Genomic DNA, 26,228 nt, shown 5'->3' on the forward strand with positions numbered 1-26,228 from the left:
CGGTCGCTCCTGCCGTCCGCCCACCTCGGGGCGGCTGCCCGACCATTGTCGGCCCGGATGGATCAGTGGGAAAGGCGATCATCATGCTGACTGCCATCACACAACGTGATAGCTTCGCCGGGTGTACGACCCCGTTCAGCTGCGCAGCTTCCTGGCGGTGGCCCAGGCTCTGAGCTTCACCCGAGCGGCGGCCCGACTGGGGCTGCGCCAGTCCACGGTGAGTCAGCACGTCCGGCGGCTGGAGGCCGAGACCGGCCGCGCGTTGTTCGTGCGGGACACGCACAGCGTCGGCCTCACCGTCGACGGCGAGGCGATGGTGACCTTCGCCCGCGACATCCTGGACGCGGGCGACCGGGCCCGACGCCACTTCGCCGCCGGACCGGTACGCGGCCGGTTGCGACTCGGGGTCTCCGACGACCTGATCTCCACCCACCTGCCCCGGGTGCTGCGCGACTTCCGGCACCGCCATCCGCTGGTGCACCTGGAGCTGACCGTCGACCTGAGCGGCACCCTGCACCACCGGCTCGACGCGCAGCAGTTGGACGTGGTCTTCGCCAAGCGTCTGGCCGGGCAGGACCGGGGCCGGCTGGTCTGGCGGGACCGGCTGATCTGGCTGGCGGCCCCCGGTCACCGGCTCGGCCCGGACGAACCGGTGCCGCTGGTCGCGTACCCGCCGCCGAGCATCTCCCGCGCGCAGGCCCTGGACGCGCTGGGCGCGGCCGGTCGCGCCTGGCAGCTCGCCTGCACCAGCACCAGCCTCGGTGGGCTGGTGGCGGCGACCCGCGCCGGTCTCGGGGTGATGGCACACTCCGCCGAGCTGGTCCCGCCCGGGCTGGTGCCGGCCCCGGCCGGACACCGGTTGCCGCCGCTGGGCGAGGTGGAGTTCGTCCTGCTGCACCGCGACAGCGCGCCCGCCGACACGGTGGCCGCCCTGGCCGAGGCGATCCTGACCGCAGGGGCCCGCACCGCACCCGCGTCCTGAGCGGTGCCACAGTGAAGCGGCCCGGCCGACCATGATCACGATGGGCGTCGCCGTACTAGGCTCGCGCCGTGGACGACACCTCGACGGCGTACGGCGAGGCGGTGCGACGGCTGACCGCCGCCGCGCCCGGCGCGCGGTTCGCGGCGGCGCAGGCACTGGTCGCCCTCGGCGCGACCGACCCCGCACGGCGACAGCCGATCGCCGACACGATCTGCGCGTGGCTGCGGACCGCGCCCGCGCCGGAGGACGTCGACGCCGAGGAACGTCGGACGGTGCTGCGCCTGCTCGCCGACCGACTGCGCGGCTCCGGCCCGGCCCCGAGGACCCCGCCCTGGGACGGGATCGGCGTGGACCTGTCCGGCGCGACGCTGCACGACGCCGACTTCCGCGCCTGTCGACTGCGGGCGGCCCGGTTCACCGACACCCGGTTCCACGGTGTCACCGCCTTCGAGGGGGCCGTTGTCGACACCGACGCGTCGTTCTCGCGGGCGGTCTTCGCCGACGACGCCACCTTCACCGGCCTGCGGGTCACCGGCGACGCCGCCTTCGGCCGGACCCGGTTCCGGGGACGGACCGACTTCACCGGCGCGGTGTTCGCCGGCATGGCCTGGTTCGGCCGGGGCGCCGAGACGTGGTGGGAGGAGGACGAGGCGTGGGACACGGTGGACGAGATCACCCCGGCGCCGTGGGACGAGCCCAACGAGGACGACCCGCACTGGCCGGTGGCGGTCCTGGTGGAGGACTACCAGGACTGGGAGGAGGGTGGCGACGGCGCACGGTTCGTCGGCGACGTGTCGTTCCGGGACGTACGCTTCGACGGCCCGGCCTGGTTCCACCACGCTCGCTTCGGGGCCCGGGCGACCTTCACCGGTGCCCGGTTCGCCGGACGGGCCCACCTCACCCACCCCGGCGGTGACCTGACCGGCGCCCACTGGTCCGGCGGCACCGACGACGGCGAGTCGGAGTGGCCGTTCGGCTGGACGGTGGACGCCACGGGCGGTCCCCTGACGCCGGACGCCTCGGTCGCGCCCTATACCCGGCAGTTGGCCGACACCGACCCGGTGGTGCGTGCGGCCGGGCTACGGATCCTGGCCCGTCTCGGGGACGACCGACCCGAGCTGCGGCAGCGCGTCGTGACGGCGTTCTGCGCCTTCCTGCGGGTGCCCGTGCCGTTCCCGCTGGACGCCGAGGCCCGCACCGCCGGGCAGGACGCCCTGCTGCGGGAACGGCGACTGGCGCAGCGGCTGCTCGCCGACCGGCTGCGTCCGGGGCCGGGACAGTGGCGGGGGGTGCACCTGTGGCTCTGCGGCGCCACGCTGGTCGACCTCGACCTGCGTGGCGGCGAGGCCGGACACGTCGACTTCACCGGTGCCCAGTTCCACGGCACCACCCGCCTCGACGGCAGCCGGTTCGACCGCGTCTCGTTCAGCCTGGACGGGCCGTCGGGTCGGGCCGTCTTCCACGGTGACGTGGTGTTCGGCACCGCGCCGCCGGAGCACGTGGTCCTGCACGGCGCGGTGGCCTGACACCGCATCCCCGGCGGACCCGTCGGGCCCGCCGGGTCACGGTTCAGCGAGCCGGGAAGCGCAGCACCCGGTCGTCGCCGTCGCGGACGTCGCCCCGCCCGTCGGTGTTGGACGTGGTGACCCAGAGCGCCCCGTCCGGGGCCACCTGCACGGTCCGCAGCCGCCCGTACCCGTCGAGCCGCGCGGTCGGCTCGCCGAGCCGGTCGCCGTCGAGCGGCACCACCCAGAGCCGCTCGCCGCGCAGCGCCGCGACGTAGGCGTTGCCGGCGGTGATCGCCATGCCGGACGGCGACGCCTCCCGGGTGGACCAGGTGATCAGCGGGTTGGTGTAGCGCCCGCCCGCGGTGTCGCCCTCACCCTCGACCTCGGGCCAGCCGTAGTTGCGCCCGGCCTCGATCAGGTTGACCTCGTCGACGTCGTTCTGCCCGAACTCGGTGGCGAAGAGCCGGCCCTCCGGGTCCCAGGCCAGGCCCTGCACGTTGCGGTGCCCGAGGCTGTAGACCGGGGAACCGGCAGTCGGGTTGCCGGGCGCCGGTTCGCCGTCCGGCGTGAGCCGCAGGATCTTGCCGGCCGGGCTGGCCGGGTCCTGCGAGGTGCCGGTGTCCCCGGCGTCGCCGGTGCCGACGTACAGCATGCCGTCGGGGCCGAAGGCGATGCGTCCGCCGTTGTGGAAGCTGGCCTTGGGGATGCCGGAGAAGACCACCTCCGGCTGGCCGCCGTCGAGTCGGAACCGGACGATGCGGTTGTCGTCAGACGCGGTGAAGTAGGCGTAGACCAGGTCGTCGTCGGCGAAGTCCGGCGACACGGCGAGCCCGAGCAGCCCGCCCTCACCACCGGCGCTCACGCCGGGCACCGTGGTGACCTCGTCGGGCGTGCCGCCGCCCGGCGAGATCCGCAGGACCCGGCCGGTGTTGCGCTCGGCGACCAGCGCGTCGCCGCCGGGCAGGAACGCCAGCCCCCACGGCACGTCGATGCCCCGGGCCAGTTCCTCCCCCGCGTCGAGGTCGGGCGTCGCCGACGGGGAGCTGCTCGCCGTACTGGTGGCCACCGGTCCCGGGTCCGGGCCGGGACCGGTGGCGTCGGTGTCACCGTTGCCGCACGCGGCGGTCCCGGCCACCAGCAGTACGGCCAGGGCCGATCCGGCCCACACGTGGTATCGCATTCGTCTCCTTCGGCGGTCTGCTGCGTCGTCCGGTCCTGCGAGCAGCGAACCAGGTGGCGGCGAAAATTGAGGAAAAGGCGGGCCGAGCACGCGTCGGCGCACCCGACTCAGGACGTCATCGTGGAGATGTCGATCACGAACCGGTAGCGCACGTCGGCGGCGAGCACCCGCTCCCAGGCGTCGTTGACCTGGGCGGCCTCGATCACCTCCACCTCGGGGGCGATCCCCCGTTCGGCGCAGAGGTCGAGCATCTCCTGGGTCTCGCGGATCCCGCCGATGGTGGACCCGGCCAGCGAGCGCCGGTTGTCGAAGAGCGTGAACATGCGGACCGGCATCGGCTCCGGCGGCGCGCCGACGGTCACCAGCGTGCCGTCCAGGGCGAGCAGGTTCAGGTAGTCCTCCAGGTCGATCTGCGCGCTCACCGTGTTGACGATCAGGTCGAAGCCGTACCGCAGCCGGGTGAAGGTCTCCGGGTCGTTGGTGGCGTGGTAGTGCGTGGCACCGAGGCGCAGCCCGTCGTCGCGCTTGTTCAGCGTCTGGGACAGCACCGTCACCTCCGCGCCCATCGCGGCGGCGAGCTGCACCGCCATATGGCCGAGACCGCCGAGGCCGACCACCGCGACCCGGCTGCCGGACCCGGCCTTCCAGTGCCGCAGCGGCGAGTACGTGGTGATGCCGGCGCAGAGCAGCGGCGCGGCCTTCTCGAAGGGGATCGACTCGGGGATCCGCAGCACGAAGTGTTCGTCCACCACGATGTGCGTCGAGTAGCCGCCCTGGGTGACCGAGCCGTCCCGGTCGGTGCCGTTGTAGGTGTCGGTGAACCCGCGCAGGCAGTACTGCTCCTGACCGGCCTGGCAGTTGGCGCACTCCCGGCACGAGTCGACCATGCAGCCGACCCCGACCCGGTCACCCACGGCGTGCCGGGTCACCTCCGCTCCGACCTCGGTCACGACGCCGACGATCTCGTGCCCGACGGTCAGCGGGTACGGCACGGTGCCCCAGTCGCCGCGCACGGTGTGGATGTCGGAGTGGCAGATTCCCGCCCAGGCGATCTGGATCAGCACGTCGCGGGGTCCCACCTCCCGCCGACGGATCTGACCCGGCGCGAGGGGCGCGGTCGCGGACGAGGCGGTGTAGGCGCTGACGAGGGTCACAGCTCTCCCAGGTAGGACGGGTCGACGCGGGCCGCCACGGGGTGGGGCGAGGGCGGCATGATCGAGCCTAGCCGCGCCCGCGCACCGGGGCAGAGCACGACGACGCGCCGCGACACCCCGCGACGAAGCGGGTACGCGGCGCGCGGACGGGAGTGCGGCGGTCAGCCGAGTGCGCGCAGGCGCTCGGCCAGGACGTCGCGGAAGAAGTCGAGGAACCCGTCCGGATCCGGCCCGGCGTTCTGCAGCACGATGTGGTCGAAACCGGCGTCGACGTACGTGCGGACCGCCTGGACGTAGGTGTCCGGGTCGGGGCCGACGGCGAACTGCGCGCGGACGTCGTCCGGGGTGACGGTCCGCGCGGCAGCCTCGAAGTTGATCGGGTTCGGCAGCTCGCTCATCACCTTCCAGCCGGTGACCGCCCAGCGGCTGGTCTCCCAGGCGGCCCGCACCGCCTGCTCCTCGTCGGTGGCCCAGGCCATCGGGACCTCCGCGTAGCGCGGCCCCTGACCGCCGAGCCGCTGGTAGTTCTGCACCAGGTCGGCCACCGGCTCGGTGGCGAACAGCCCGTCACCCAGCTCGGCGGCGATGGCCACCGACGCGGCACCGCTGGCGGCGACGGCGATGACCGGCGGACGGTCCGGCAGGTCGAACACCCGCGCGTCCTCCAGGTGCAGGTGCTTGCCCTCGTACGAGTGGTAGCCACCGGACCAGAGCAGCCGGATGATGTCCAGCGCCTCGCGCAACCGCTCGTGCCGCCCGCGTGCGCTCGGAAACCCCTGGCCGACGACGTGCTCGTTGAGGCGCTCACCGGCGCCGACGCCGAGCGTGAACCGGTTGTCGGAGATGATCGCGAGGGTGGCGGCGGCCTGCGCGATGATCGCCGGGTGGTAGCGCACCGTCGGGCAGGTCACCCCGGTGGCCAGACCGATCCGGTCGGTACGCGCGGCGACGGCGCCGAGCACCGTCCAGGTGAACGAGGAGTGGCCCTGGTCGTCCAGCCACGGGTGGAAGTGGTCGCTCATCTCGACGAAGTCGAATCCGACCTGTTCGGCCCGGACCGCCTGTTGGATGATCTCGGTCGGCCCGAATCCCTCGCTGGCCAGCTTGTACCCGATCCGCATCGACTCCCCCGCCCCCGACCCGTGCCCTCCCGACCACTGTCGCACTGTCCGGCCGCCCGGGCGGAGGAATCGGAACACCCCTCGGAGACCGGCGACCGGCCCGTGCGGTGCTCCCGACGGGTGGGGAAACTCCGGATTCCTCCGCGCCGAGCGGACTCTACTGTCGATCGCACCGCCGCTGACCCGACCTGACCGGACCACGCCACCGCTCGGCGGCCGGAACGGCGGGTCGTACCCCCGGCGGCGAGGAGTCCCTGGTGCGCAAGCTTGTCTCGGCCGTCCTCACGGTGGTGCTGCTGCTGACCGCCTCGGCCTGCACCGGCAGGTCACCGGGCGACGCGGTCGGCGTGCTGGACGAGGACCCGTACAGCGAGTCCGCGCTGCGGTACGGGATGGCACCCGTGCCGCACCCCGACCTGACGTACCAACCGGACGTGGTCCTCGTCGGCGGCGGTGGCCGCGCGGTGCGTTCGGTCACCGCCGACGGCCTCACCTGGCGGATCGACGCTGCCGCGCCCCGCGCCGACGACCTCGCGCCCGGGAAGGTCATGTTCGTCACCGGCCGCGGGGTCGGCCGGGTGCTCGACCTGCGGCGCGAGGGTGGGGACCTGCTGGTCACGATCGGGCCGGTGACCGTCACCGACGTGATCCGCGACGGCACGCTGGCCCGGCAGGACATCGCGCTCGACGATCCGGTCGCCTACCAGGCCGGTGAGCCGATCTGGACGCTCGACGAGGAGGAGGCCGACGCGGCGCTGGCCACCCCGTCGGGCCGGGCCGGTCGCCACGGACCGCTGCGGGTCGCGCCGACGCCGCCCCGGCCGGCGCAGCCGGCACCGGTCCGGGGTGGCGGCGAGGTCAGGTCGGTCGTGGCGAACTTCTCCACCGGGGTCAGCCTGCGCAGCGGGGCCGAGGTGAGCTTCCACTACGACCGCGACGGCACCAAGCTGTCCGGCCGGGCGGCGCTCACCTTCGACCAGCCCAAGGCGAGTTTCCATCTGGACGTCAGGGGCGGCAGCGTGACCCGGGCCGAACTGTCGATCACCGGAGGCTTCGGCATCCGGTACGCGTTCGAGGCGGGCATCCGGGGTGGGCCGAACATCAAGGCGGTGCTGCCGATCCCGGTCGAGTTCGCCATCCCGATGGGCACCGTGATCGGCGTGCCGCTGGCGCTGACGATCAGTCAGACGGTCAAGGTCACCACGGCGTTCGGCGCGAAGGCCGGGACGCTCAAGGGCAACGGCGAGTTCTCCCTGGCCGGCTCGCTCGGGTACGGGTACGGGTACGGTACGTTCGGCCCGCAGGTCAGCAAGAGCTTCCAGCGCAAGGAAAGCCTGATCAACTCCCTGCGTGGGGTGCCGGTCGGCGTGACGGGCCTGCTCACCGAGCACCGGGTCCGATTCGACCTGGGGTTCAGCGCGTTCGTGCTCAAGGCCGGCCTCTTCTTCGAGGTGTCGACGGCGTACGGGACGACGATGGGGTCGGCGCTGGGCGCGCCGCTGGCGGTGTGCCGTGGCGTGGGCATCGGCATCCGGGCCTCGTACGGCGTCGGCTACACGATCCTGGCCCCGGTGGCGAAGGTGATCAACAAGTTTCTGCGGTTGCTGAACGTCACGCCGATCGACCCGTCCGGCCGGTTGGGGCCGCCGCCGTACCGCATCCACAGCGCCGAAGAGGTCATCCCGCCCGGCACCACGCTCTGCGGCACCCCGAAACCGTCCGCCGACTGAGCCGCCTCCGACATCTGTCGAGGCATCGGAAACAATTGCGGGAAACTGCTCCGACAATCGCCGAACCGCTTTCCGACAATCGTCGGACCACCTCCCGGCAACTCCTGGCCGTGCGCGCGAAAATAGTCGGCCACACGTTCGGAGTGCAGCTTCCCGGTCGACTGTTGAGGAATTCTTGAGACTTCCCGCCGCCACCCGGCGAGCCCTCCCGAAAATCGATCGGAATGCTTTCGGAAACACGGTTCCGACATTCGGCCGCAAACAGTGGCCGATCTCTCCGCCGTGCATTGCTACCGGCCCTGACCTGTGCTTAGGTGACGGACTAGATCCACCCGATCACTGTGGAGGACATTCATGCGCTCAGCTATGGCGGCATCGCCAACACGTCGGGTCAAGCGTTCTGTCGCGGTCGCCGCCGCACTACTCATCGGCGCTCCCGGTGCCGTGGTGGCACTCACCGGGCCGGCGGTCGCCCAACCCCTCGAATCGCACTGCGGAAACGAGACCGGCAACAAGTCGGTGCAGGGCTTCATCAGCCACGAGGAACTCCGTCGGAGCCTTCGGCAGATCGAGCACACCAGCAACGGCAAGGTCCGCGTCGACGTGGCCGGCCATTCGAACCACGGTCGCGAGATCTGGACCGCCCGGGTCGGCGAGGGCGACCGGGTCGTCCTGATCCAGAGCCAGATCCACGGCAACGAGATGCACGGTACGGCCGCGGTGCTCGACGCCCTGCGGACGCTGGGCAACAACTCGAAGCGGTCCGAGGAGATCCGCAAGGCGGTCACCGTGGTGGCCATCCCCAAGCTCAACCCGGACGGCAGCGAGCTGGACACCCGGCAGAACGCCCGCACCTGGGCCGACGTCGTCGCCGACTTCCCGCAGTTGGCTGACGCCCGGACCGCCTGGAACTACAACACCCGGGTCGGCGGGTTCGACGTGAACCGCGACTTCAACCCCAACCTCGACTACGTGCCCAGCCCCGGCGACTTCCCGGGCAACAGCGCCTCCGTCGGCTGGTACATCACCCCGGAGGCCCAGACCGCCCGGGACGTCTACCGTTCGTTGGAGCGGGAGTTCGGCACCGTCGACGTCTTCGCCGACCTGCACAACCAGGCCGCCTGTTACACCGGTGTGGGGATGGACGACTACACCACCCTGTCGATCTCCGGACGCTTCATCACGGACCCGGCGCAGCACGGCAACTGGCCGAAGTTCGACTACGACGCGTCGCGCCGGGTGAACGTCGCGGTCTACGACGCGCTCCAGTCCGGCAACTCCCCGCAGAGCAAGGTCACGCTCTACCCGCAGAACACGAACCTGCCCGGCACCGCGCTGGGTTCGTTCGCGCTGCGCGGTAGCGCCACCATCCTGTTCGAGACGCGTGGCCAGACCCAGTCGTGGGGCCAGAAGCAGCACGGCATGCTGACCAAGCAGGTCGAGGACGGCCTCTTCGGCATCGTCGACTCGATCACCGACGGCACCCTGGACGACATCGACCCCGCGCGCTACGACCTCATCCCCGCTCGGATGAACGTCCCGCGGAGCTGACCCTCGGACGACCACCGTCGCCCCGGCCCACGTGGGCCGGGGCGACGCCTTTCGAGCCCACACATCCCGCTTTCTGATCGGGACTGCGCACCGCCCCGGCCCACACACTGTCCATCGCCGGCACCGGCCGGTGCGGTGCAGGCCCGTCGTGGGGAGTGGCGCGGTCATGGTGACGAGATGGGGCAACAGATGGCGGCGCCGCCGGCGCGGCCCGGACAGCGGCGACGCGCTGCGTGCGGCGACGAGTGCCGCGCCGCCACCCACGGAGACCGCCCGGCCAGGTCGGGCGGCCGGGCGTAATCCGTTCACCTGGCTGTTCCTGTGGTGCGCGGGGGTGGACCGCACCCTCGTCGAGACCCGGCTGGAGCGGTACCGCTACGTCGGCATCGGCGTGTTCATCGTGCTGATCGCGACCCTGTCAGCGGTCATGTTCGCCCTGTTCGGGTCCGTGATCCGGGGCGGGTTCACCGTCGCGTTGATCCCGTTCGCCGTCGGCTGGGGTGTGCTGATCTTCTGGGCCGACCGCTCGATCATGGCCGAGCCGAGCTACGGCGACCTCCGTCATGTCGACGCCGGTTCCGCCACGCGGCGCGCCGGCTGGTGGTCGCGGCGCGGTCGCCGGCTGCCGCAGTACGGCTTCCGGGTGGTCATCGCCGTCGGTGCCGCCTTCCTGGTCACCGAAGCCGTCCTGCTGCTGATCTTCCAGTCCGAGATCCGCCGCGAGCTGGACCGTAGCCATACCGAGCAGGTCCGGGTGGCGCAGCAGGTCGACTCCCGGGGCGAGACGACCGAGATCGCGGCGCTGCGGTCCGAGAAGCAGGCGAACGACGACCGGGTCACGGCGGCCGAACAGGCGGTCACCGAGGCGGCGGACGCCCTGGCCGGCGAGGCGGACGGGTCCAGCGGCAGCGGACGGCCCGGCTACGGCCAGGTCGCCGCGCAGCGTGAGACGGAGCTGCGGCGACTGCGCACGGTCGCCCGGCAGACCCGCGACGAGGTCGCCGCCGCCAACGCCGCCCTCGACGAGCGCATCGAGAAGCTGCGCAGCGACCGACAGAGCAGGATCGACGCGAGCGTCGCGGCGATCACCGCCGACCGTGGGTGGATCACCCAGGAACGGGCGCTGCACCGGTTCCTCCAAGACAACCGGGACAACCTGCTGGTGGTGGCGATCCCCTGGGTTCTGCGGGTGACGCTGCTCGCCATCGACCTGCTGCCGGTCTCGCTCAAGCTGCTGGCCCCGCCGACCCTTTACGACCGCCGGGTCCGGGCCCAGGCCGAACTGTCGGCGTATCGCACCGCGCGGTGGTTGCAGGCCGGCCGTGACTCCGTCGACCAGGTCGCCGACCTCGACCAGGTGCGCGCCAACACCCTCTACGACCTCGCCCGCGAGGAGGAGAACTTCCGCAAGTCCACCCGTCTGGGCCACCTCAGGCACGGCGGCTGAACAGCCCCACCCGAAGCGGAGATGCCAATGTCGCACACCACACAGGACCGGATCGACGGGTACCGACGATGGGCCGAGCGGGTCCGCTTACAGACGCAGACCGCCACCGGGCCCGCCGAACTCCTCGACCTACGCAAGGACCTGGTCGCCCAGACCTACGAGCTGGAGAACGCCTGCCTGGCACCGGTGACCATCGGCGTGGTGGGTGAGTACAGCGCCGGCAAGTCCCTGCTGCTGGGCACGCTGCTCGGTCGTCCGGAGCTGCTCCCGGTGTCGACGGAGGCGACGACCGGCAACGTCACCGCCGTCCGGCTCGGTGCCGGGCCACCGGGTTCACCAGTGGAGGTGACGTCCGCCTCGGTGAGCCTGCTGTCGGCGGCACAGGTGTCGGCCGGCGCGGTCTTCATCCTCAACAAGATCTGCAATACGGTCGCCGAGACCGACCTGCCGGTCGACGTGTCGACCCTGCGCGGGTATCACCCGGTGCGGGACGGCTGGACGACCTTCGAGAAGTGGTGCCGCCGGTACGTCTGGCCGGAGCATCCCGAGGGCGCTCTTCCCGAAACCAGCGTCCTGGCCATCCGAGACTCGGCGTGGGAGCTGCTGCGCATCCGGGACGCCCTGGACCGTGCCGGCGAACTGGTGCACCCGACGAACGCCGGGGCGTCCCGGCCGCTGCACCTGGACGCCTACGCCGAGGGACTGACCATCGGCGGCGCACGCAGACCACCGTCGTCCTATCCGGTCCGTGCACCGGCGATCCCCCTCCCGGCGCACACCGAACTGACCGCCACGGTGCTTCGGGAGATCTTTCCCCTGCTGGGGCGGATCACGCTCCAGGTCTCGGTGCCGGCGGACCGGTGGCCGGTCGACCGGCTGGCCGGCGTCCAGGAGGTCGAGTTCCTCGACTTCCCCGGCCTCAACGCGCGCGGTGCCGCCCGCGACGACTTCCTGTCGGCCGCCCTGCTGCGCGACACCCACACCATCCTCATCACTGTCCGGTCGGAACGGCCCGGCACTGAGGTCGCCACCCGGTTCCTGGCGCTGCTGGCCGGGCACGGACGCAGCAAGGCCGAGCTGGCCGACTCGGTGCTCGTGGTGGGCACCATGTTCGACCTGCTCACCCCGCCGGCCGCGCCCACCGGGGCGGTCACGGTCGACCAGCTCGCCCGAACCGACCCCGGCTTCCGCGACCTGGCCCGCACCGGATACGAGCTGACCGGCCGACGCCCCGACCGGATCGCCCTGACCAGTCTCCTGCACGCCATCGACGCGCATCGGATGCCGTACCGGCCGGACCGGGAACTGGCCGGGGTGCTCGCCGCCCACCGTGCGGTCGTGCAGCAACGGATGGCGGCCTGGCGCGGGATCGGGGACGCGCTCACCGCCAGGGACGCCACCGCGCCACTGGCCCGGGCCGTCACCGCCGCCGCCGAGGACGGCGGCGTCGAGGCGCTGCGGACGCTCGTCGCCCGGCACGTGACGGAGCACGGCGTACGGCTCAAGCTCGACGCGCTGCGCCGGCACACCGCGACGATGCACCAACTGGTCACCACCCTCGGTTGGCACGACACCAGCACCTCCCGGCAGGCCGGCGACGACGTGGTGAACGACCTGTTCCGGCTGCGCGACGAACTGCTCGCCGCGGAACAGGTCCTCGTCGGTGGTGCGGCGAAGCTGCGCCCCGGCACCGCCGACCCGGCGTGGCGACAGCATCTGGACGACTCCCTCGACCTGCTGCGGGTCTCCGTGGCCCGCACCGTGTTCGCCTGGCAGGGCTGGGACGAGACGCTCGACGCCACGCTGCACACCGGACGGGTGATGGTCCCCACCTCCGCCGCCGGTGAGCACGTGGTCGACGAGGACGACGAGGAGGACCGGCGTACCCACACCCCGCAGACCGGGGGCGGCGGTGCCGAACTGCTGACGAACACCGCCCAGTTGCGGCTCCGCTTCGCCGGCCTCGTCGCCGACGCCACCCGGGAGGCGGGTCGTCAGTTCAACCGGCTCACCGCACTCTGGGTCGACGAGACGACTAAAGCCCTGGGCTCGGTGTGGAACGGTCCCGGCGACCCGTTCGACGAACCGGCCCGGGCGGCGGCGCTCGCCGCGCTGGACCCGGACGGCGGGGCCAACCGGCGTACCTGGTTACGCAGCTACACCCAGGTGCAATGGGTGGTCAGACGCATCCGTCGACGGTCCGACGCGTTGGCGCAACCGGCACCTCTCGACGGCCCGGACGTACCCGATCTGTTCCCGCTGCTGCCCGCCCAGCAACTGCCGTGGGCGACCGCACCCGGGCAGGCCGCGGTGACCAGCCAGGACGAGGGGCAGGAACAGCACGTCGTCCGGCTGCTGCGGATGCGTCAGGAGGTCACCGACGGGGTGCTGCGCGTCGCCCAGCAACGCCTGTTCGACGCGCTGGTGGACCTGGCGGACCGGGTCCGGCGGGAGGTCACCGAGGTCCACCAGGAGATCCCGAAGGCGGTGTCGATCGAGCGGCTCGTCCCCGACGGGTCCGCCGCCTGGCTCGGCGGAAACACCCAGCCGGGCGGCACCACGACCGGCTCGGTGTGGCAGCGACTGCTCCGGGACTGGCCGACCGATCTGGATTCCAGCCAGGAGGAGAACAAGTGACCGTCGAGATGCTCTTCGAGCCCGCAGCAGGCAGCCGTACCGCCGTGGTGGCACCCGACCGGTTCCGGCTGTACCCGCACCACGGGCGCTATCACCTGCCTCGGGTGGCGATCCGCGCCGTCGGCGGGCCGGTGGAGGTGTGGGACGTGTTCCTCGCCGACGCCGCACCGGCCACCGGGGCCCTCGGTCGGTACCTGGCCCGCAACTACCCGACGACGTCGTGGCGGGCCGTCACCGTGGGCGAGCCCCAGGAAGTGTCCGCCGCGCTTCCGGTCTTCGAGTATCTGAACCTGCCCGGCGCGGCCGGTCGGCTGGAGTCCGTCCGGCTCACCTGGCGGGTGACCTTCGGCGGCGAAGCGGTCACCACCCGGGACTTCCCGCTGCTGCTGGAGTTCGCGGCACCCGACGCCGAGCCGGAGACCGAGACGCTCTCCGGGGGCGAGGGGCTGGGCAGCGGGGTGGCCGAGCAGCCGCTGCGGCAGCCGGTGACCGGGCACCAGGTGGCCAAGATGTTCGCCATCGACTTCGGCACCTCCAGCTCCACCATCACCATGGTGAACGACCACAAGATCCAGGGCAGCGACCTCGACCCCGCACAGGACGAGGTTCTCCGCACCGCGCTGGCCGAGCTGCTTCAGTCCGCCGGGCCAGACGACGGCGCGGCCCGCCGCGCCTGGCTCGACCTGCGCGACAAGTGCCTGCGGCTGGTGCGGGAACGCACCGTCGGCCTGCCGGGCGCACCGGACCACCCGTTCACCGACATCGACGAACTGGTCCGGCTGCTCGACGACGCCAGGGAGGGTGTCAACGAGTTCCGGGCCCGGATCCGGGACCTGGTGCTGATCGCACTGCGGCCGGGGGCCACCAGCGATCCCCTGCTGGGCACCTGGCTCGCGGGCCGCCTGCACCGGATCCTCGACGACGCCCTCTACACCCCGGCGCTGACGACCTCGAAGCTGATGAAGGTCCAGTTCGACCAGGTCGACAACCCGGACACCGTCTCCAGCACCGTGCACGTCATCGGCACCGATCCCGCGCCGGCCCGGGTCAGCCTGGTGCGGCCGACCGAGGACGAGAAGGGCTACGTCCGGTCGCTGCCGGGGCTCAAACGGTCGCTGGGCCGGAGCCGGCCGTTGGCGCCGGACCTGGCGGGGCTGAACTGGAAGCCCGCGCCCAGGAAGCCGGCCAACAGCGACTTCCTGGTGCTGCACGCCTACAACTGGCTCATCGACAGCGCGTTGCGCTTCGCCGCGCGCGGCGGAACGGGGCAGCCGCAGGCGGTGGGCCACGTCGTCGTCACCTATCCGACCACCATGCCACCGGCGCGCCGGGAACGACTGCGCAGCCTGTTCCAGGACGACCTGCTGGTGCCGCTGCCGACCTTCACCTACGACGAGGGGGTCGCGGCCGGCATGTACTTCCTCATGCGGGAGCTGCGCGGCAGTCTGCCGGAGGGGATGGAACGGTTCCGCAGTCGCAGCCGTCCGGTCGACGTGGCCGGACACCGGGTCTGGCGACGGAACCTGCTCGTCATCGACATCGGGGGCGGGACCACCGACATCGCCCTGCTCGCCCTCGACCTGGAGGACCGGACCCCGGCCGCCGCGAACGACCCGAGGGCGGGCTGCTCCTACCTGATCACCCCACGGGTACTCGGCTCCACCGGACATCCGCAGCTCGGCGGTGACCTGCTCACCCTGCGGGTCTTCTACTGGATCAAGGCCAGGTTGACCGACGCGCTGGTGGCGAACCTGCCGGAGCAGGAGCGTCGGCGGATGCAGGACACCTACCAGTGGCCCGGGGTCAGCCGGGCGATCGACGGCAGCTACCAGCCACTGGCTCCGATGGTGCTGGCGAACCAGTCGCTCGATCCGGCCCCGTCGTCGGTCCGCCAGGCGTTGAGTGACCTGCTTCCGACCGACGCCGAGTCGGGCATCTCGACGTACGCCTTCAATCTGCTGTGGACGGAGGCGGAGAGCGTCAAGATCGAGCTGGGTCGGCTGACCGGGCCGGGATCCGTCACCGTGCTCGACACCCAACTCGACCAGGTTCTCGCCGAGGTCCGCCGGAGCGACGTGCCGCTGCTCGACGGCGGTGCGCGCGCGCCGTCGCTGGAACTGTCCAGCGAGGACTTCGTCCGCCTGGTCCGGCCGGTCGTGGTCAAGGCGGCCGACCTGGCCGCGGACATCGTCAACGTACGCCTGCGCGGCGCGGACGCGGAACCGCTCGACCAGGTCTTCTTCTCCGGGCGGAGCGCCCAGATGCCGGTAGTACGCCAACTCGTCGGCGAGACGCTCGCCCGACGGCTCACCCAGCACGGCGCCACCGGGGCCTGGGACCCGTCGGCGATGGCGGTGGAGACCACGAACGCGAAGCAGGCCGCCTCGCTCGGTGCTTGCTGGGCGGAGGAGCAACAGAACCTACGCGGCACCGCCGAGGATGGCGCCGGGATCGTCGCCCAGCTCAACCGGGGCGGCAGCGCCGTCATGATCGACGTTAACAACATGTTCCTCTCCCTGCCGTGCCACTTCTTCCTGCGCGAGCCCGACGGCGGCAGCGGGCTGCTACTGCTGGAGGCGGGCACCCCCTGCCGGTACAGCGACCGCAACGGCAACCTGGCCGCACGCAGCCGCTGGTATCCGGTTCCGCGCAACCTGCGGGTGCACCGCGACCTGGGCGCCCGCGAATCCATCGAGTGGGGCGAGTTCCAGTTCCACCTGGCGACCCACGCGTTGCGCCAGACCGGTCTGACGCTGCCCGGCGAGCCCCCCGCCGACCTGTACTTCCAACTACAGATCGACCAGGACCTCACCCCGACGGTCTTCCTCTGCGTGGGCGGGACCCCCGACCACCTGCTGCACGAGCCGGGGGCGAACATCCTGCCCCGCCTGCGGGCGGGAGTCACCGGACCGGACGGGACCATCGACCGGCTGCCGGTCGCGATCCACGTCGGGGCGCCGTCGGCCCGCCACACCGGCCACCGGTCGGACGACGCGACCCTGGTCTTCCCCGCCGCCACCGACCACCCGGCGTGGCCGCACCGGATGCACACCCTGCACCCGGACGAGCCGCCGGTGCCCGGGATGGTCGGCGAACAGCCGCTGCCGGCACCCGTAGACGTCGGTGACGGCCGCCGGCTGTGGCAGTTCGAGGGGGTCGACGCGGCGGGCGACACCGTCGTCCTGGCACATCTCGAGCCGCCCGACGGACCGTACGACCGCGCGGTGCCCTACTTCGCCTCCCTGGACCGACGCGGTTGGCTGCGGGTGCACCGTGGCTATCCGCGATACCTGACCACGACCCGGTTGACCGACATGCTCGGCCACCCCGGAGCCGTCTTCCACACCGCGATGAGCGAGGGAGAACCGATGTGGAACGACGACTGGGACCCGTTCACCGGGAAGCACTGATGCAGCCGACGGACGGTACGCCGCTCGAGGTGACGCTCGACGCCCTCGCCCGGCGCGGCGGACCCCGCGCCGACCAGGCCCGGCGGGCCCTCGACGAGCTGGGCCGGGCGCTGGCTGCCGCCGCCCACTGGCCGCCGCCCGGTGACGACGCCGACCGGGAGACGGGCCGGCTGATCGGCGACGTGCTGCGCCGACTGTGGGCCGCCGCCGGTCCGGCACCGACCGCCGCTGAGCCCACCGTCGGTGCACCGCGCACCGGGGACACCGAGCCGTCCGTCCCGGCGTCCCGGAGCCCGGCTGCGGCCGCGTCCACCTCCGGCTCCGTGCCGGCCGGTGGTCCGGGGCGGGGTCGGCCGGTACTCGCGGCCGAGGTGGACGCGCTCGTGGCGCAGTTCCTCGCCGACGACGAGCTGGCCGCCTGGCGGGACGCCGCACCCCCGTCCGACCCGGCCCACTGTTGGGAGTGGATGTGGTTGACCTGCCTCGGATTTCCCGATCGGCAGGCCACCCGTTGGCGCGGCCGACTCGCCCGGTTGGGAGAGGGTGTCGCCGGGCCGCCGGGCGCGCTCGTACCGGCCCTGCCCGGTGTGGGCAGCGCGGGACTCGACCTGCCCTGTGCGGAACCGGACGCCGAGGTGTTCGCGGCGCTGCACGCACGCGAGGACGACCTGGCGCGCCTGGTGACCGACGTGCTCAGCCTGGCGGGTAGTCGCGCGTCGCTGGACCACAGTCTGCACCCGGCCCGAGCGGGCAAGCATCGGCTGGACGAGGAGGGCCAGCAGCGGCACTACCGGGAGCACCTGTTGCGCCGACTGCGGGAGTACGCAGACGAGCGCGACCAGGGCGGTCGACTGCGCCGCCTGGTGGTGGTCGACGAGGCGGTGCGCTCCCTGTTCCCGCGCCCGTTGCCCGCACCCGGCAGCTGGTGGCGGCGCTTCGCCGAGCGGTCCGACGTGTTGCTGCGGGACCGCTTCGCCGGCCACGACGCCGAGATCACCGTGCCCGCCGGCCCCTATCCGCCCTGCTGGCCGAGGAACAGCAAGAAGTCGACCAGTCCGAATCTGGACATGAAGGTGGCGAGCGATCAGACCAAACGGCGTCATCACGTGGAATGGGTGCTCCGGGTCGCCTACCGAGTCGGCGAGAACACACTGGACGGTCGAGTGATCTACACAGAGTGAACGGGTCTCCGGCGTACCGTGAAGGATGATGCCGGGTGGCCGCCCGCGGGCGTTAGCTTCCTCGCATCCGCTTCGCCGGCCCACCCGGGAGCTTCCGTGATCCCCGAACAGCGAACCGCCCCCAGCAGCCCGTGGCCCGCCGGCAGCTTCCTCGCCGGGCTGCCCGAGAACGACCGCGCGGTGATGCTGGCGGCCGGCAGTCCCCGGTCGTGGCGGCCCCGCGACCTGATCATCCGTGAGGGCGACACCGGCACCGCGGTCATCCTGCTGCTGCGCGGACACGTCCGGGTGCTGGGCCACAAGGCGGACGGCAACCCCACCCTGCTCGCCGTCCGAGTCCCCGGTGACCTCATCGGTGAGCTGGCCGTCCTCGACGGCGGCCCGCGCTCCGCGTCGGTCGTGGCGGCGGCGGCCGCGTCCGGACGGGTCACCCCCGCAGCGGACTTCCGCCGGCTGCTCGACGACCGTCCCGAACTCGCCGGGGCGGTACGCCGGGTCGTCACCGCCAAGCTGCGGATGGCCAACCGGCACCGGGTGGACGTCGGTGGCGACCCGGTGCGGGTCCGGATCGCCCGGCTGCTCGTGCACATGGGGGAGGTCTACGGCCGTCCGGTCAGCGACGGCATCCTCGTCGACGTGCCGTTGAGCCACTCCGACCTGGCCGAGTTGGTGGCCGCGGCCGAGCCGAGCGTGCAGCGGGCGCTCGCCGGACTCAAGCGCGACGGCGCGGTGACACTCGGCTACCGACGGGTGGTGATCACGGACGCGGGACGGCTGCGGACCGTGGCAGCAGCCGTCGCGCCCTAACCGGCGAGGGTCACCAGGGTCATCGCCACCAGCGCCGCCAGCACCATCAGCGCCATCCAGTTCAGTGCCCTGACCACGTGCTGGTTCTTCACCATCGCGATCTCCGCCAGCCGCCGGGCCGACTCCCATGCCTCGGCACGCAACCGGCCGGAGGCCGCCCCGGCGGCGGGCGCCTCCGGTCCACCGAGGGCCCCGGCGGCGACCGCCGGGAACGCGAACCGGTTGTCCGGCGCCGGCGGCGTCAGTCGTGGCCGAAGTCCCTGCATGAGGTGGTATCCGGAGACCAGGAAACCGACCACCACGACCGCCAGCAACGGTACGGCTGCCAACCCGGCCGCCGCACCGGAGGCCACCAGCCCGGCCGCCCCCTTCAGGTGGGTGGACATCACCACGGCTATGCCGGAGTGCACCACGAGCAACATGCTGACCTTGCTGTCCGCCTGTTGGGTGGCGACCTGGAACGAGGCGTTGATGGTGCCGGCGACGGCGATCTCCTCGGCGGGGGTCAGGGGCGGGTCGGGTGGCGGCGATGGCAGGCCGGTCATGCCGACAGCACACCACCGATCGGCCGGTCGATCGACCTCAGGTGATGGCATCGACACCGAAAGTCACCACCGTCGCGCCGGTCAGGGGTGCGACTGGTCGTCGTCGTGGTGCAGGTCGTCGTGGTGGTGCAGGTCGTCGTCGTGGTGGTGCAGGTCGTGGCGCGGCTCGTCGACGTCGTCGTGGTGGCTGGGCGGATGGTGCTCCCAGCGGTCAGGGTCGTCGTGGTCACGGTGGTGGGTGTCCCGGCCGCCGGGCGACGTCGCACGCCCGGCGGCTACCACGGCCGCCCGGTGACGGCGGGCGAACTCGGCGGCGACGGTGGCGAGCCCGGAGACCGTGAGCACCGTGGCGACCCCGTCCCAGCGGACCTCCGCACCGTGCGGATCGGGTGCCGGCCCGGCCAGCGGGAGACAGATCCAGGCGACCACCGGTTCCCCCCGCAGGGCCAACTCGACGCGGGAGAAGTGCTCACGGGACAGGCCGGGATAGTTCTGGCTGACCAGGTCCGCATAGAGGGGGTGCGGCACGATGACCGCGACGTCGCTGTCCGGCCGGGCGTCGGCCAGCTTCCGCTTCAGCACCGGCACGCCCACAAGGTCGTTGACGAGGATCGAGGCCGGACCGGCGTAGCCGTTGGGACTGCGGGCGGTGGCACCCTCCACGATCGCCATCCTGGCCCGGATCGGTCCGAACTCGCCCGGATCACGGTTGTTCTCGTACAGCCCGTGCCGGAAGCCCCGGATCAGCGCCGGCACCACGCGGGCCTCGTCGAGCCCCGGCGGGAACACCAGCATCAGGCCGTCGCCGCTCTCCTGCGGCTCGACCTGGCGGATCCGCGCGTAGCGGCAGGCGCACTGCACGATCCGCAGCAGCCGCACCTGGGCGTCGTAGTGGGTCGCCGCGGTACGCCGGCTGTACCCCTCGATGTCGACCGCCATCAGCAGCCTGCGGACGAACCTCCCCTGCTGGGCCATGTCTCCGTCTCCTCTCGGGCACCGGGGCGGGATCCACCGCTTCCGCCGGACCGGCGGCGCGGTCATTGTCGGACCGCCCGAGCACCTCAGATGCCGTCGTATGACCGGAACAGGGGTCGCCGCCGGACATAGCCTCGACGCGACCGGCATCGTGACCCGGAAGGCCAGGGCCATGTCCCCCACTGTCGTGCCCCCGCACCCGCCACCGGGCTCCGTGCTGACGGAGCTGGCACGCTGCGCCGCCCTCGCCCGGACCGGCGGACCGGCGCTCGACCCGTTGGCCGACCTGCTGCGGCAGGCCGGTGACCGGCTGTCCCAGCCGATGCGGGTCGCCGTCGTCGGCCAGATCAAGCGCGGCAAGTCGACGCTCGTCAACGCGCTGCTCGGCACACCGGTGGCGGCCACCGGCCAACTGGAGTTGACCTTCACCGTCAACGAGCTGCGATACGCCCCGGTGCCCACCGTCCGGGTCCACTACCGGGGTGACCCGACGCCGACCGAACTGCCACCGGAGCGGCTGCGCGAACTGACCGTCCGCGACCCCGAGCACCTGGCGCACCTGCGGCGCATCCGCAAGGTGGAGTTCGGGCTGCCCCACGACCTGCTGTGCCGGTTCCGGTTGGTCGACACACCCGGGCTGGGCAGCGTGTACGGCGTCGACTCGGCGAACACCAGCGAGTTCCTCGGGCTAGCGCCGACCGATGGCGGCGTCGCGGTGGGCTCCACACTCGACGTCCTGCACCGCACCGCGCGGGACGTGCACCAGGACAGCGCCGCCGAACTGGACCGCGCCGACGCCGTGCTCTATCTGTTCAGCCGCGCCCTGCACGAGACCGACAAGGCGACGCTGGAGGAGTTCCTCGGCGATGTCGGCGGTACGATCACACCGCTGCGGTCCTTCGGCGTACTGACCCGCTGCGACCAATTCTGGCCACCGATGGCGGACCTGCCAGGCCGCCCGGACCCGATGACGTTCGACCCGATGGTCGCGGCGCGCGCACTGGCCGACGAGCATCTTCGTCGGCCCCGGATGCGGCGGATGTTCTACACCATCCTGCCCGTCTCGGGGCTGCTCGGCATCGGCGGGCAGACCCTGACCGACGAGCACCTGGACTGGTTGGCCGACCTCGCCACCGCCGACCCGCGACGGCTCGTCCGCCACGCCGCCGACGTCGGCCGCTTCGCCCACGCGCCGAACCTCAGCGGCATCACCCTGCCGGTCGCCGAACGCCGGGCGCTGACCGAACATCTCGGCGCCTGGGGCGTCACCCGCGCCTGCGGGTACGTCCGGGACGGTCTCACCCCTGCCGAGCTTCGGGACCGGCTGCGTGCCGACAGCGGGGTCAGCGCCCTGGAGGACCTGATCGTCAGCCACTTCGGCAACCGGTCCACACTGCTCAAACTCGACCACGGACTGCGCGACGCCGACCGGGAGGTGGCGCGTGTCCGGCTGACCGCGCAGCGGGGCGGGCCGCCCGTACCCGCGCCGGTGGGCGAGGTCGCCGCCGCGGTCGAGCGACTACGCGCCCGGATGCCCGCCTTCGCCGAACTGCGGACGCTGTCGGCCTTCTACAACGGCGAGGTGACGCTCACCGCGCAAGAGTCGGCCGAACTGCTGCGCGTCACCGGGGAACACGGCACCAGTTGCGCCGCCCGGCTGGGCCTGCCCGAGGAGAGCGCACCGCGGCTCATCCTCGACCGGGCCCGGGAACGGGTCCGCGCCTGGGCGGCCCGGGAGCAGGATCCGACGCTGGACCGGCCCACCGCGCGGGCGGTGGCCACCATGCGGCGGTGCCACGAACACATCGCCCACCGGGCACGCCAGGCGCTGCGCCTGCTGTCCGGCGTCGACGACCTTGGATCACCCGCTCCGGCCGGAGACGGCACGGCGCCGCACGACCAGCAGGTGATCGTCCACCGCCCGGCCCTTCAGAGAGGTGACCAGTGAACGCACTCGATCGACTCCGACAGGACACGCTCTCCCTCCTCGACCACGTCCAGGTCGCCCTCGCCGACGACCTGCCGCAATCCGCCGTCCGGACGCTGACCGCCGAACGCGAGCGGGTGGCGGCCGGCCGTTACCACGTGGTCGTCTGCGGCGAGTTCCGGCAGGGCAAGTCGAGCCTGCTGAACGCGCTGGTGGAACGGATCGGACTCTTTCCGGTCGACCTGGACGTCACCACCGCGACCGCCACCGCGCTGCACTGGGCCGAAACGGAACAGGCGGTGGTGCACTTCGCGGAGGACCCGGACGAACCGTCCGCCGCACCCGCCCCGCTGTCGGTCCGGCCGGACGAGATCGGCGGGTTCGTGACCGAGCAGGCGAACCCGGACAACACCCGCCGGGTGAGCCTGGTGGAGATCGGGCTGCCGCTGGAGCGGCTGCGCTCCGGCCTGGTGCTCGTCGACACCCCCGGGATCGGCAGCCTCAACCCGGCGCACACGGCCGCGACCCGGGCCTTCCTGCCCCAGGCTGACGCGTTGATCTTCGTCTCGTCGGCGGTCGAGCCCCTCGGTACGCCCGAACTGGAGTTCCTCACCCACGCCCTGGCCCAGTGCCCGACCGTGCTGGTCGCGATCACCTGCATCGACAAGGTCGTCGACCCGCAGCCCGTGGTGGCGGCAGCCCGCAGCCGCATCGCCGCGGTGGCCGGCATACCCGAGGACGAGCTGCGGATGGTCGCCGTCTCCGCCCTACGCAAGACCACCGCGCTGGCCGACGAGGACCCCGAGTTGCTCGCCGAGTCCGGGTTCCCCGCCCTCGATCGCGAGCTGTGGGGGGCCCTCGCGTCCACCTGCGGAGCCCGGCAGGTCGTCCGGGTCGCGGACGCCGTGACCACCCTTCTCGACGACGCCATCGCGCCGCTGGCGACCGAGCTGACCGCGCTCGTCGACGACAACCTCGACAAGCTGGGCACGCAGATCGAGACGGCCCGGGCCGAGGCCGACAAGCTCCGGGCCGAGACCCATGGGTGGCGACGCAGCCTGCGCGGGGACATGGAGTTGGCCGCCCGCGGCGTACGCGACCAACTCGGCGTGGACTTCGACCAGATCGCCGAACAGTTCCGGCGCAGCCTCGGCACGGACGAGGCCGGATCCGACCCGAACGCCCTGGCCCGCCGGGTCTCGACCCAGATCGTCGACGCGGGTCAACGCGCCCAACGGGAGCTCCGGCTGGCCGCCGAGCATCTGGCGGACCGGTACGCCCAACGCCTCTCCGTCGTCGTCGACCTCCCGCAGGGCACCGATCTCGTCGCCGTAGCGGGGGTGCACGACGTGCATCCGACGCGCAGCAACAAGCCCACCCGCTTCGCCACGTTCCGCACGGGGTGGAGCGGCAGCATGGCGTACGGCGGGGCGGGTGCCGCGATCGGCGCGGTGGCGGGCAGCGTCATCCCGATCGTGGGCGCGTTGCTCGGCGGCATCGTCGGTGGCATGGTCGGGCAGATCACCGGCTGGTTCGCCGGACGGCAGGAGGCCCAGCTCCAGGCCGAACGTCGCCGTCGGCACGAGCAGGAGGCGGCGCTGCGCGACCGCGTCATCCCGATGATCGAATCCTCCCGTCGACGGGCCGAGCGGCAGTTCACCTACCAGGTCAACGACTACGTCGACGCGCTTGCCCAGGCGTTGGAGGACCACGTGGCCGCGCAGAGCGAGTCGTACGCGGCCACCGAACGGCGGTTGACTGCCGCCCGGGCCCGGGACGAGCGTGAGCGGGCGGAGCGGATCGCGGAGTTGAACGCCCGGGTGGGCGTCTTCGCCGGCCTTCAGGAACAGTTCGACCGGCTCCGGGACCGGGCCCACGACCTGGCCCGGCCGACCGACGAGGCACACCGGCGACCGTGATGACCACCGGCCTCGTCTACGGCGTCGACGTCGGCATGTCCACCTCGACGCTGGTGATCGGCCGCCCCGGCAAGGAGCCGGTCCTGGCCCGCGACCCGGCCGTACGGGCGGGCGTGCCCACCGTGCCGTCGACGGTGTGCCTGCTGCCCGACGGCACCCTCGCGGTGGGTGGCGCGGCCGAGACCGCCGGGCGGCTCCGGCCCCAGCACTACCGCTCCCGCTTCAAACGCGACTTCGCCGACCCGATCCCCTCGGCGCTGGGTGAGGACCGTGAGCTCACCGCGCACGAGTTGACCGCCGAGGTGCTGCGCTTCCTGCGCGACCAGGCCGTCGAGACGGTGGCAGGCGCACCGGAGCGGGTCGTCGTCACGGTGCCGGCGAGCTGGGAGGAACACAACCGGCAGCTCATGCGCACCGCCGCCGGCCGCGCCGGCTTCGACCCGGCGACGGTACGGCTGGAGTCGGACGCGGTGGCCGCAGCCGCGTACGCCTTCGCCGACACCACGTTGCCGGCGCAGGTCACCGCGCTCGTCTACGACCTGGGCGGCGGCACCTTCGACTGCGCGGTGGCGCAGACCGGTCCGGACGGCGCCTTCGCGGTGCTGGGCAGACCGGGCGGCATTCCCGACCTGGGCGGAACCGACTTCGACCGCCTGCTACTGGCCCACCTCCGTCAGCGGTTCCCGGACCGCATCGCCCACCTGTTCGCCGACACCACCGACCTCGACCTGCTGCCCCGCCGGCTGGCGTTGCGCGACACCTGCGAGCAGATCAAGATCCGGCTCTCCACGGTCACCGTCCATCCGGCGCACCTCACCGAGCTGGATCCGCCGACGACGTTCACGCTCACCCGTGACGAACTGGACGAGTTGGTCCGGCCGGCGCTGCTGGAGACCATCGCCGAGTGCGAGCGGCTTCTCGACGACCTCGGCCTGCACTGGTCCGACATCGACCGGATCATCCCGGTGGGCGGGCCGAGCCGGATGCCCTCGGTCGGGCGGACCCTGTCCGGGCACACCGGACGGCCGGTCCTGCGTACCGCCGAACCGGAGCTGGCCGTCGCGTACGGTGCGGCGCTCCTGGCCGTCCGACCCACACCCGGCTCCCGACGGGCCTCCGGCGCCCGGCCCGGCCACGGCCAGACCAGGCCGACCGCCGCCACCCCCGACGGCGGGCCCACACCCGACGGCGACGGGGCGTCGCCCGTCGTCGACCAGCACGGCCGCACCGACCCGCGCACGATCACGGTGGGACGCCGGGTCTATGCGGTGGCGGTCGACGGTGCGGGTCTCACCCTGACGACCGGCTCGCCCGGCGAGGTCCAGCTCTGGGACCTACGCCACGAACGGCTGCGCTGGCGCCGCCGCCTCGACCCCGGAGGCGACGCGGCCGGTGGCGTCTGCTGTGCCCCCGACGGCACCCGGGTCGCGGCGGCGGGGCGGGACTGCACCGCCCGCGTCTGGGACGCCGCCACCGGCAACCATCTGCTGCGGGTGCGCCACGACGACCGGGTAAACGCGGTGACCTTCAGCCCGGACGGCACGCTGCTCGCCACGGCCAGCCACGACCAGACCGCCGTGCTCTGGGACAGTCGATCGGGACGCCGGCTGGCCACGTTCACCGGCACTCACCTGCTGCACGGAGTCGCCCTGCATCCCGACGGCGCGCTGCTGGCGACGGCCGGCGGACGGCGGGACGCCGAGGTGTGGGACGTCGCCGCGCGCAGACGGCTCCGGTCGCTACCGCACGATGACTGGGTCAACGCGGTGGCCTTCAGCCCCGACGGCGCGCTGATCGCCACCGCCAGCTACGACGGCACCGCCGTGGTCTGGGACGTCCGGTCCGGTGAGCCCGTCACTACCGTCCGGCACGACGGCGGGGTCCTGTCGGTGGCGTTCGGTGCGTGGGGTCGTCTGCTCGGCACCGCCGGGGACGACCGCACCGGGCGCGTGTGGACGGTGCCGGAGGGCCGGGAGGTGGGCCGGGTCCATCACGCCGGGGCGGTGCACGGCGTGGCCTTCGGCGGCCCGACGACCCTGGTCACGGGAGGGCACGACCAGGTCGTCCGGATCACCACCTGGTCCGGGACCGGACGGTAGACCCGCTGGCGTCGGGCTCCCGGCGGAGCGGATGCGCGCGGTCGTCGTCGACGGG

Annotated in this window: 17 protein-coding genes; 12 read left to right on the plus strand and 5 right to left on the minus strand. The window is 72.5% G+C overall.

Annotated features, from left to right (window positions below; all coding sequences use genetic code 11):
- Positions 1–121: 121 nt before the first annotated feature.
- Complete coding sequence (locus ACIBO1_RS16655; protein WP_396747005.1) at positions 122–982, plus strand: LysR substrate-binding domain-containing protein; 861 nt, start codon at positions 122–124, stop codon at positions 980–982.
- 68 nt (positions 983–1,050) lie between these two features.
- Positions 1,051–2,508 (plus strand): pentapeptide repeat-containing protein, encoded by a 1,458-nt coding sequence (locus ACIBO1_RS16660; protein WP_396747008.1) that lies wholly within the window; start codon positions 1,051–1,053, stop codon positions 2,506–2,508.
- 43 nt (positions 2,509–2,551) lie between these two features.
- Here ACIBO1_RS16660 and ACIBO1_RS16665 read toward each other — a convergent pair whose 3' ends face one another.
- The 3 genes from ACIBO1_RS16665 to ACIBO1_RS16675 all read right to left on the minus strand — a co-directional run bounded on the left by ACIBO1_RS16665 (position 2,552) and on the right by ACIBO1_RS16675 (position 5,945).
- Positions 2,552–3,670, minus strand: coding sequence for a PQQ-dependent sugar dehydrogenase (locus tag ACIBO1_RS16665; RefSeq protein ID WP_396747010.1), 1,119 nt, complete (start codon positions 3,668–3,670; stop codon positions 2,552–2,554).
- A gap of 107 nt (positions 3,671–3,777) precedes the next feature.
- Positions 3,778–4,824: an NAD(P)-dependent alcohol dehydrogenase gene (locus tag ACIBO1_RS16670; RefSeq protein ID WP_396747013.1), complete on the minus strand. Its 1,047-nt coding sequence runs from the start codon at positions 4,822–4,824 to the stop codon at positions 3,778–3,780.
- Positions 4,825–4,985: 161 nt separating this feature from the next.
- Positions 4,986–5,945, minus strand: coding sequence for a TIGR03557 family F420-dependent LLM class oxidoreductase (locus tag ACIBO1_RS16675; RefSeq protein ID WP_396747016.1), 960 nt, complete (start codon positions 5,943–5,945; stop codon positions 4,986–4,988).
- Positions 5,946–6,202: 257 nt separating this feature from the next.
- On the opposite strand from ACIBO1_RS16675, the gene ACIBO1_RS16680 reads away from it, so the two are divergent.
- The 7 genes from ACIBO1_RS16680 to ACIBO1_RS16710 all read left to right on the plus strand — a co-directional run bounded on the left by ACIBO1_RS16680 (position 6,203) and on the right by ACIBO1_RS16710 (position 18,708).
- Positions 6,203–7,675: a hypothetical protein gene (locus ACIBO1_RS16680; RefSeq protein WP_396747019.1), complete on the plus strand. Its 1,473-nt coding sequence runs from the start codon at positions 6,203–6,205 to the stop codon at positions 7,673–7,675.
- A 366-nt stretch (positions 7,676–8,041) separates the two neighbouring features.
- Positions 8,042–9,226: a M14 family zinc carboxypeptidase gene (locus tag ACIBO1_RS16685; protein WP_396747022.1), complete on the plus strand. Its 1,185-nt coding sequence runs from the start codon at positions 8,042–8,044 to the stop codon at positions 9,224–9,226.
- Positions 9,227–9,392: 166 nt separating this feature from the next.
- Positions 9,393–10,673 carry a DUF4407 domain-containing protein gene (locus ACIBO1_RS16690; RefSeq protein WP_396747025.1) on the plus strand — a complete coding sequence of 427 codons (1,281 nt, stop codon included), beginning with the start codon at positions 9,393–9,395 and terminating at the stop codon, positions 10,671–10,673.
- 27 nt (positions 10,674–10,700) lie between these two features.
- Entirely contained in the window at positions 10,701–13,310 is a 2,610-nt protein-coding gene (locus tag ACIBO1_RS16695) for a hypothetical protein (RefSeq protein WP_396747028.1), read from the plus strand.
- The gene (locus ACIBO1_RS16700; RefSeq protein WP_396747031.1) at positions 13,307–16,720 is read left to right on the plus strand and encodes a hypothetical protein; all 3,414 of its coding nucleotides are present in this window, start codon (positions 13,307–13,309) and stop codon (positions 16,718–16,720) included. Before ACIBO1_RS16695 ends, ACIBO1_RS16700 begins: the two co-directional genes overlap by 4 nt.
- Positions 16,720–17,901 carry a hypothetical protein gene (locus ACIBO1_RS16705; protein ID WP_396747034.1) on the plus strand — a complete coding sequence of 394 codons (1,182 nt, stop codon included), beginning with the start codon at positions 16,720–16,722 and terminating at the stop codon, positions 17,899–17,901. The genes ACIBO1_RS16700 and ACIBO1_RS16705 overlap by 1 nt, the downstream gene beginning before the upstream one ends.
- Before the next feature lie 96 nt (positions 17,902–17,997).
- Complete coding sequence (locus ACIBO1_RS16710; protein WP_396747037.1) at positions 17,998–18,708, plus strand: Crp/Fnr family transcriptional regulator; 711 nt, start codon at positions 17,998–18,000, stop codon at positions 18,706–18,708.
- On the opposite strand, the gene ACIBO1_RS16715 is transcribed toward ACIBO1_RS16710, so the two are convergent.
- Together ACIBO1_RS16715 and ACIBO1_RS16720 are read right to left on the minus strand one after the other, a co-directional pair.
- On the minus strand, positions 18,705–19,253 hold the full coding sequence (locus ACIBO1_RS16715; RefSeq protein WP_396747040.1) for a hypothetical protein: 549 nt from the start codon (positions 19,251–19,253) through the stop codon (positions 18,705–18,707). The two genes, ACIBO1_RS16710 and ACIBO1_RS16715, sit on opposite strands and share 4 nt — an antisense overlap.
- Positions 19,254–19,334: 81 nt before the next feature.
- Complete coding sequence (locus ACIBO1_RS16720) at positions 19,335–20,228, minus strand: hypothetical protein (RefSeq protein WP_396747043.1); 894 nt, start codon at positions 20,226–20,228, stop codon at positions 19,335–19,337.
- Between the two features lie 100 nt (positions 20,229–20,328).
- On the opposite strand from ACIBO1_RS16720, the gene ACIBO1_RS16725 reads away from it, so the two are divergent.
- From ACIBO1_RS16725 to ACIBO1_RS16735, 3 genes are read left to right on the plus strand one after another with little or no spacing between them, the layout of a single operon-like run.
- The gene (locus tag ACIBO1_RS16725; protein ID WP_396747046.1) at positions 20,329–22,176 is read left to right on the plus strand and encodes a dynamin family protein; all 1,848 of its coding nucleotides are present in this window, start codon (positions 20,329–20,331) and stop codon (positions 22,174–22,176) included.
- On the plus strand, positions 22,173–24,074 hold the full coding sequence (locus ACIBO1_RS16730; protein WP_396747049.1) for a dynamin family protein: 1,902 nt from the start codon (positions 22,173–22,175) through the stop codon (positions 24,072–24,074). Before ACIBO1_RS16725 ends, ACIBO1_RS16730 begins: the two co-directional genes overlap by 4 nt.
- Positions 24,074–26,173 carry an Hsp70 family protein gene (locus ACIBO1_RS16735; RefSeq protein WP_396747052.1) on the plus strand — a complete coding sequence of 700 codons (2,100 nt, stop codon included), beginning with the start codon at positions 24,074–24,076 and terminating at the stop codon, positions 26,171–26,173. Before ACIBO1_RS16730 ends, ACIBO1_RS16735 begins: the two co-directional genes overlap by 1 nt.
- Positions 26,174–26,228 lie beyond the last annotated feature (55 nt).

The organism is Micromonospora sp. NPDC049903 (genome assembly GCF_044460945.1).
Classification (GTDB): Bacteria; Actinomycetota; Actinomycetes; order Mycobacteriales; family Micromonosporaceae; genus Micromonospora.

Coding starts and splice junctions, on each gene's coding strand:
- ACIBO1_RS16665 (WP_396747010.1), bottom strand. CDS start 3,670: ATGCGATACCACGTGTGGGCCGGATCGGCCCTGGCCGTACTGCTGGTG.
- ACIBO1_RS16675 (WP_396747016.1), bottom strand. CDS start 5,945: ATGCGGATCGGGTACAAGCTGGCCAGCGAGGGATTCGGGCCGACCGAG.
- ACIBO1_RS16685 (WP_396747022.1), top strand. CDS start 8,042: ATGGCGGCATCGCCAACACGTCGGGTCAAGCGTTCTGTCGCGGTCGCC.
- ACIBO1_RS16690 (WP_396747025.1), top strand. CDS start 9,393: ATGGTGACGAGATGGGGCAACAGATGGCGGCGCCGCCGGCGCGGCCCG.
- ACIBO1_RS16695 (WP_396747028.1), top strand. CDS start 10,701: ATGTCGCACACCACACAGGACCGGATCGACGGGTACCGACGATGGGCC.
- ACIBO1_RS16705 (WP_396747034.1), top strand. CDS start 16,720: ATGCAGCCGACGGACGGTACGCCGCTCGAGGTGACGCTCGACGCCCTC.
- ACIBO1_RS16715 (WP_396747040.1), bottom strand. CDS start 19,253: ATGACCGGCCTGCCATCGCCGCCACCCGACCCGCCCCTGACCCCCGCC.
- ACIBO1_RS16720 (WP_396747043.1), bottom strand. CDS start 20,228: ATGGCCCAGCAGGGGAGGTTCGTCCGCAGGCTGCTGATGGCGGTCGAC.
- ACIBO1_RS16725 (WP_396747046.1), top strand. CDS start 20,329: ATGACCGGAACAGGGGTCGCCGCCGGACATAGCCTCGACGCGACCGGC.
- ACIBO1_RS16735 (WP_396747052.1), top strand. CDS start 24,074: ATGACCACCGGCCTCGTCTACGGCGTCGACGTCGGCATGTCCACCTCG.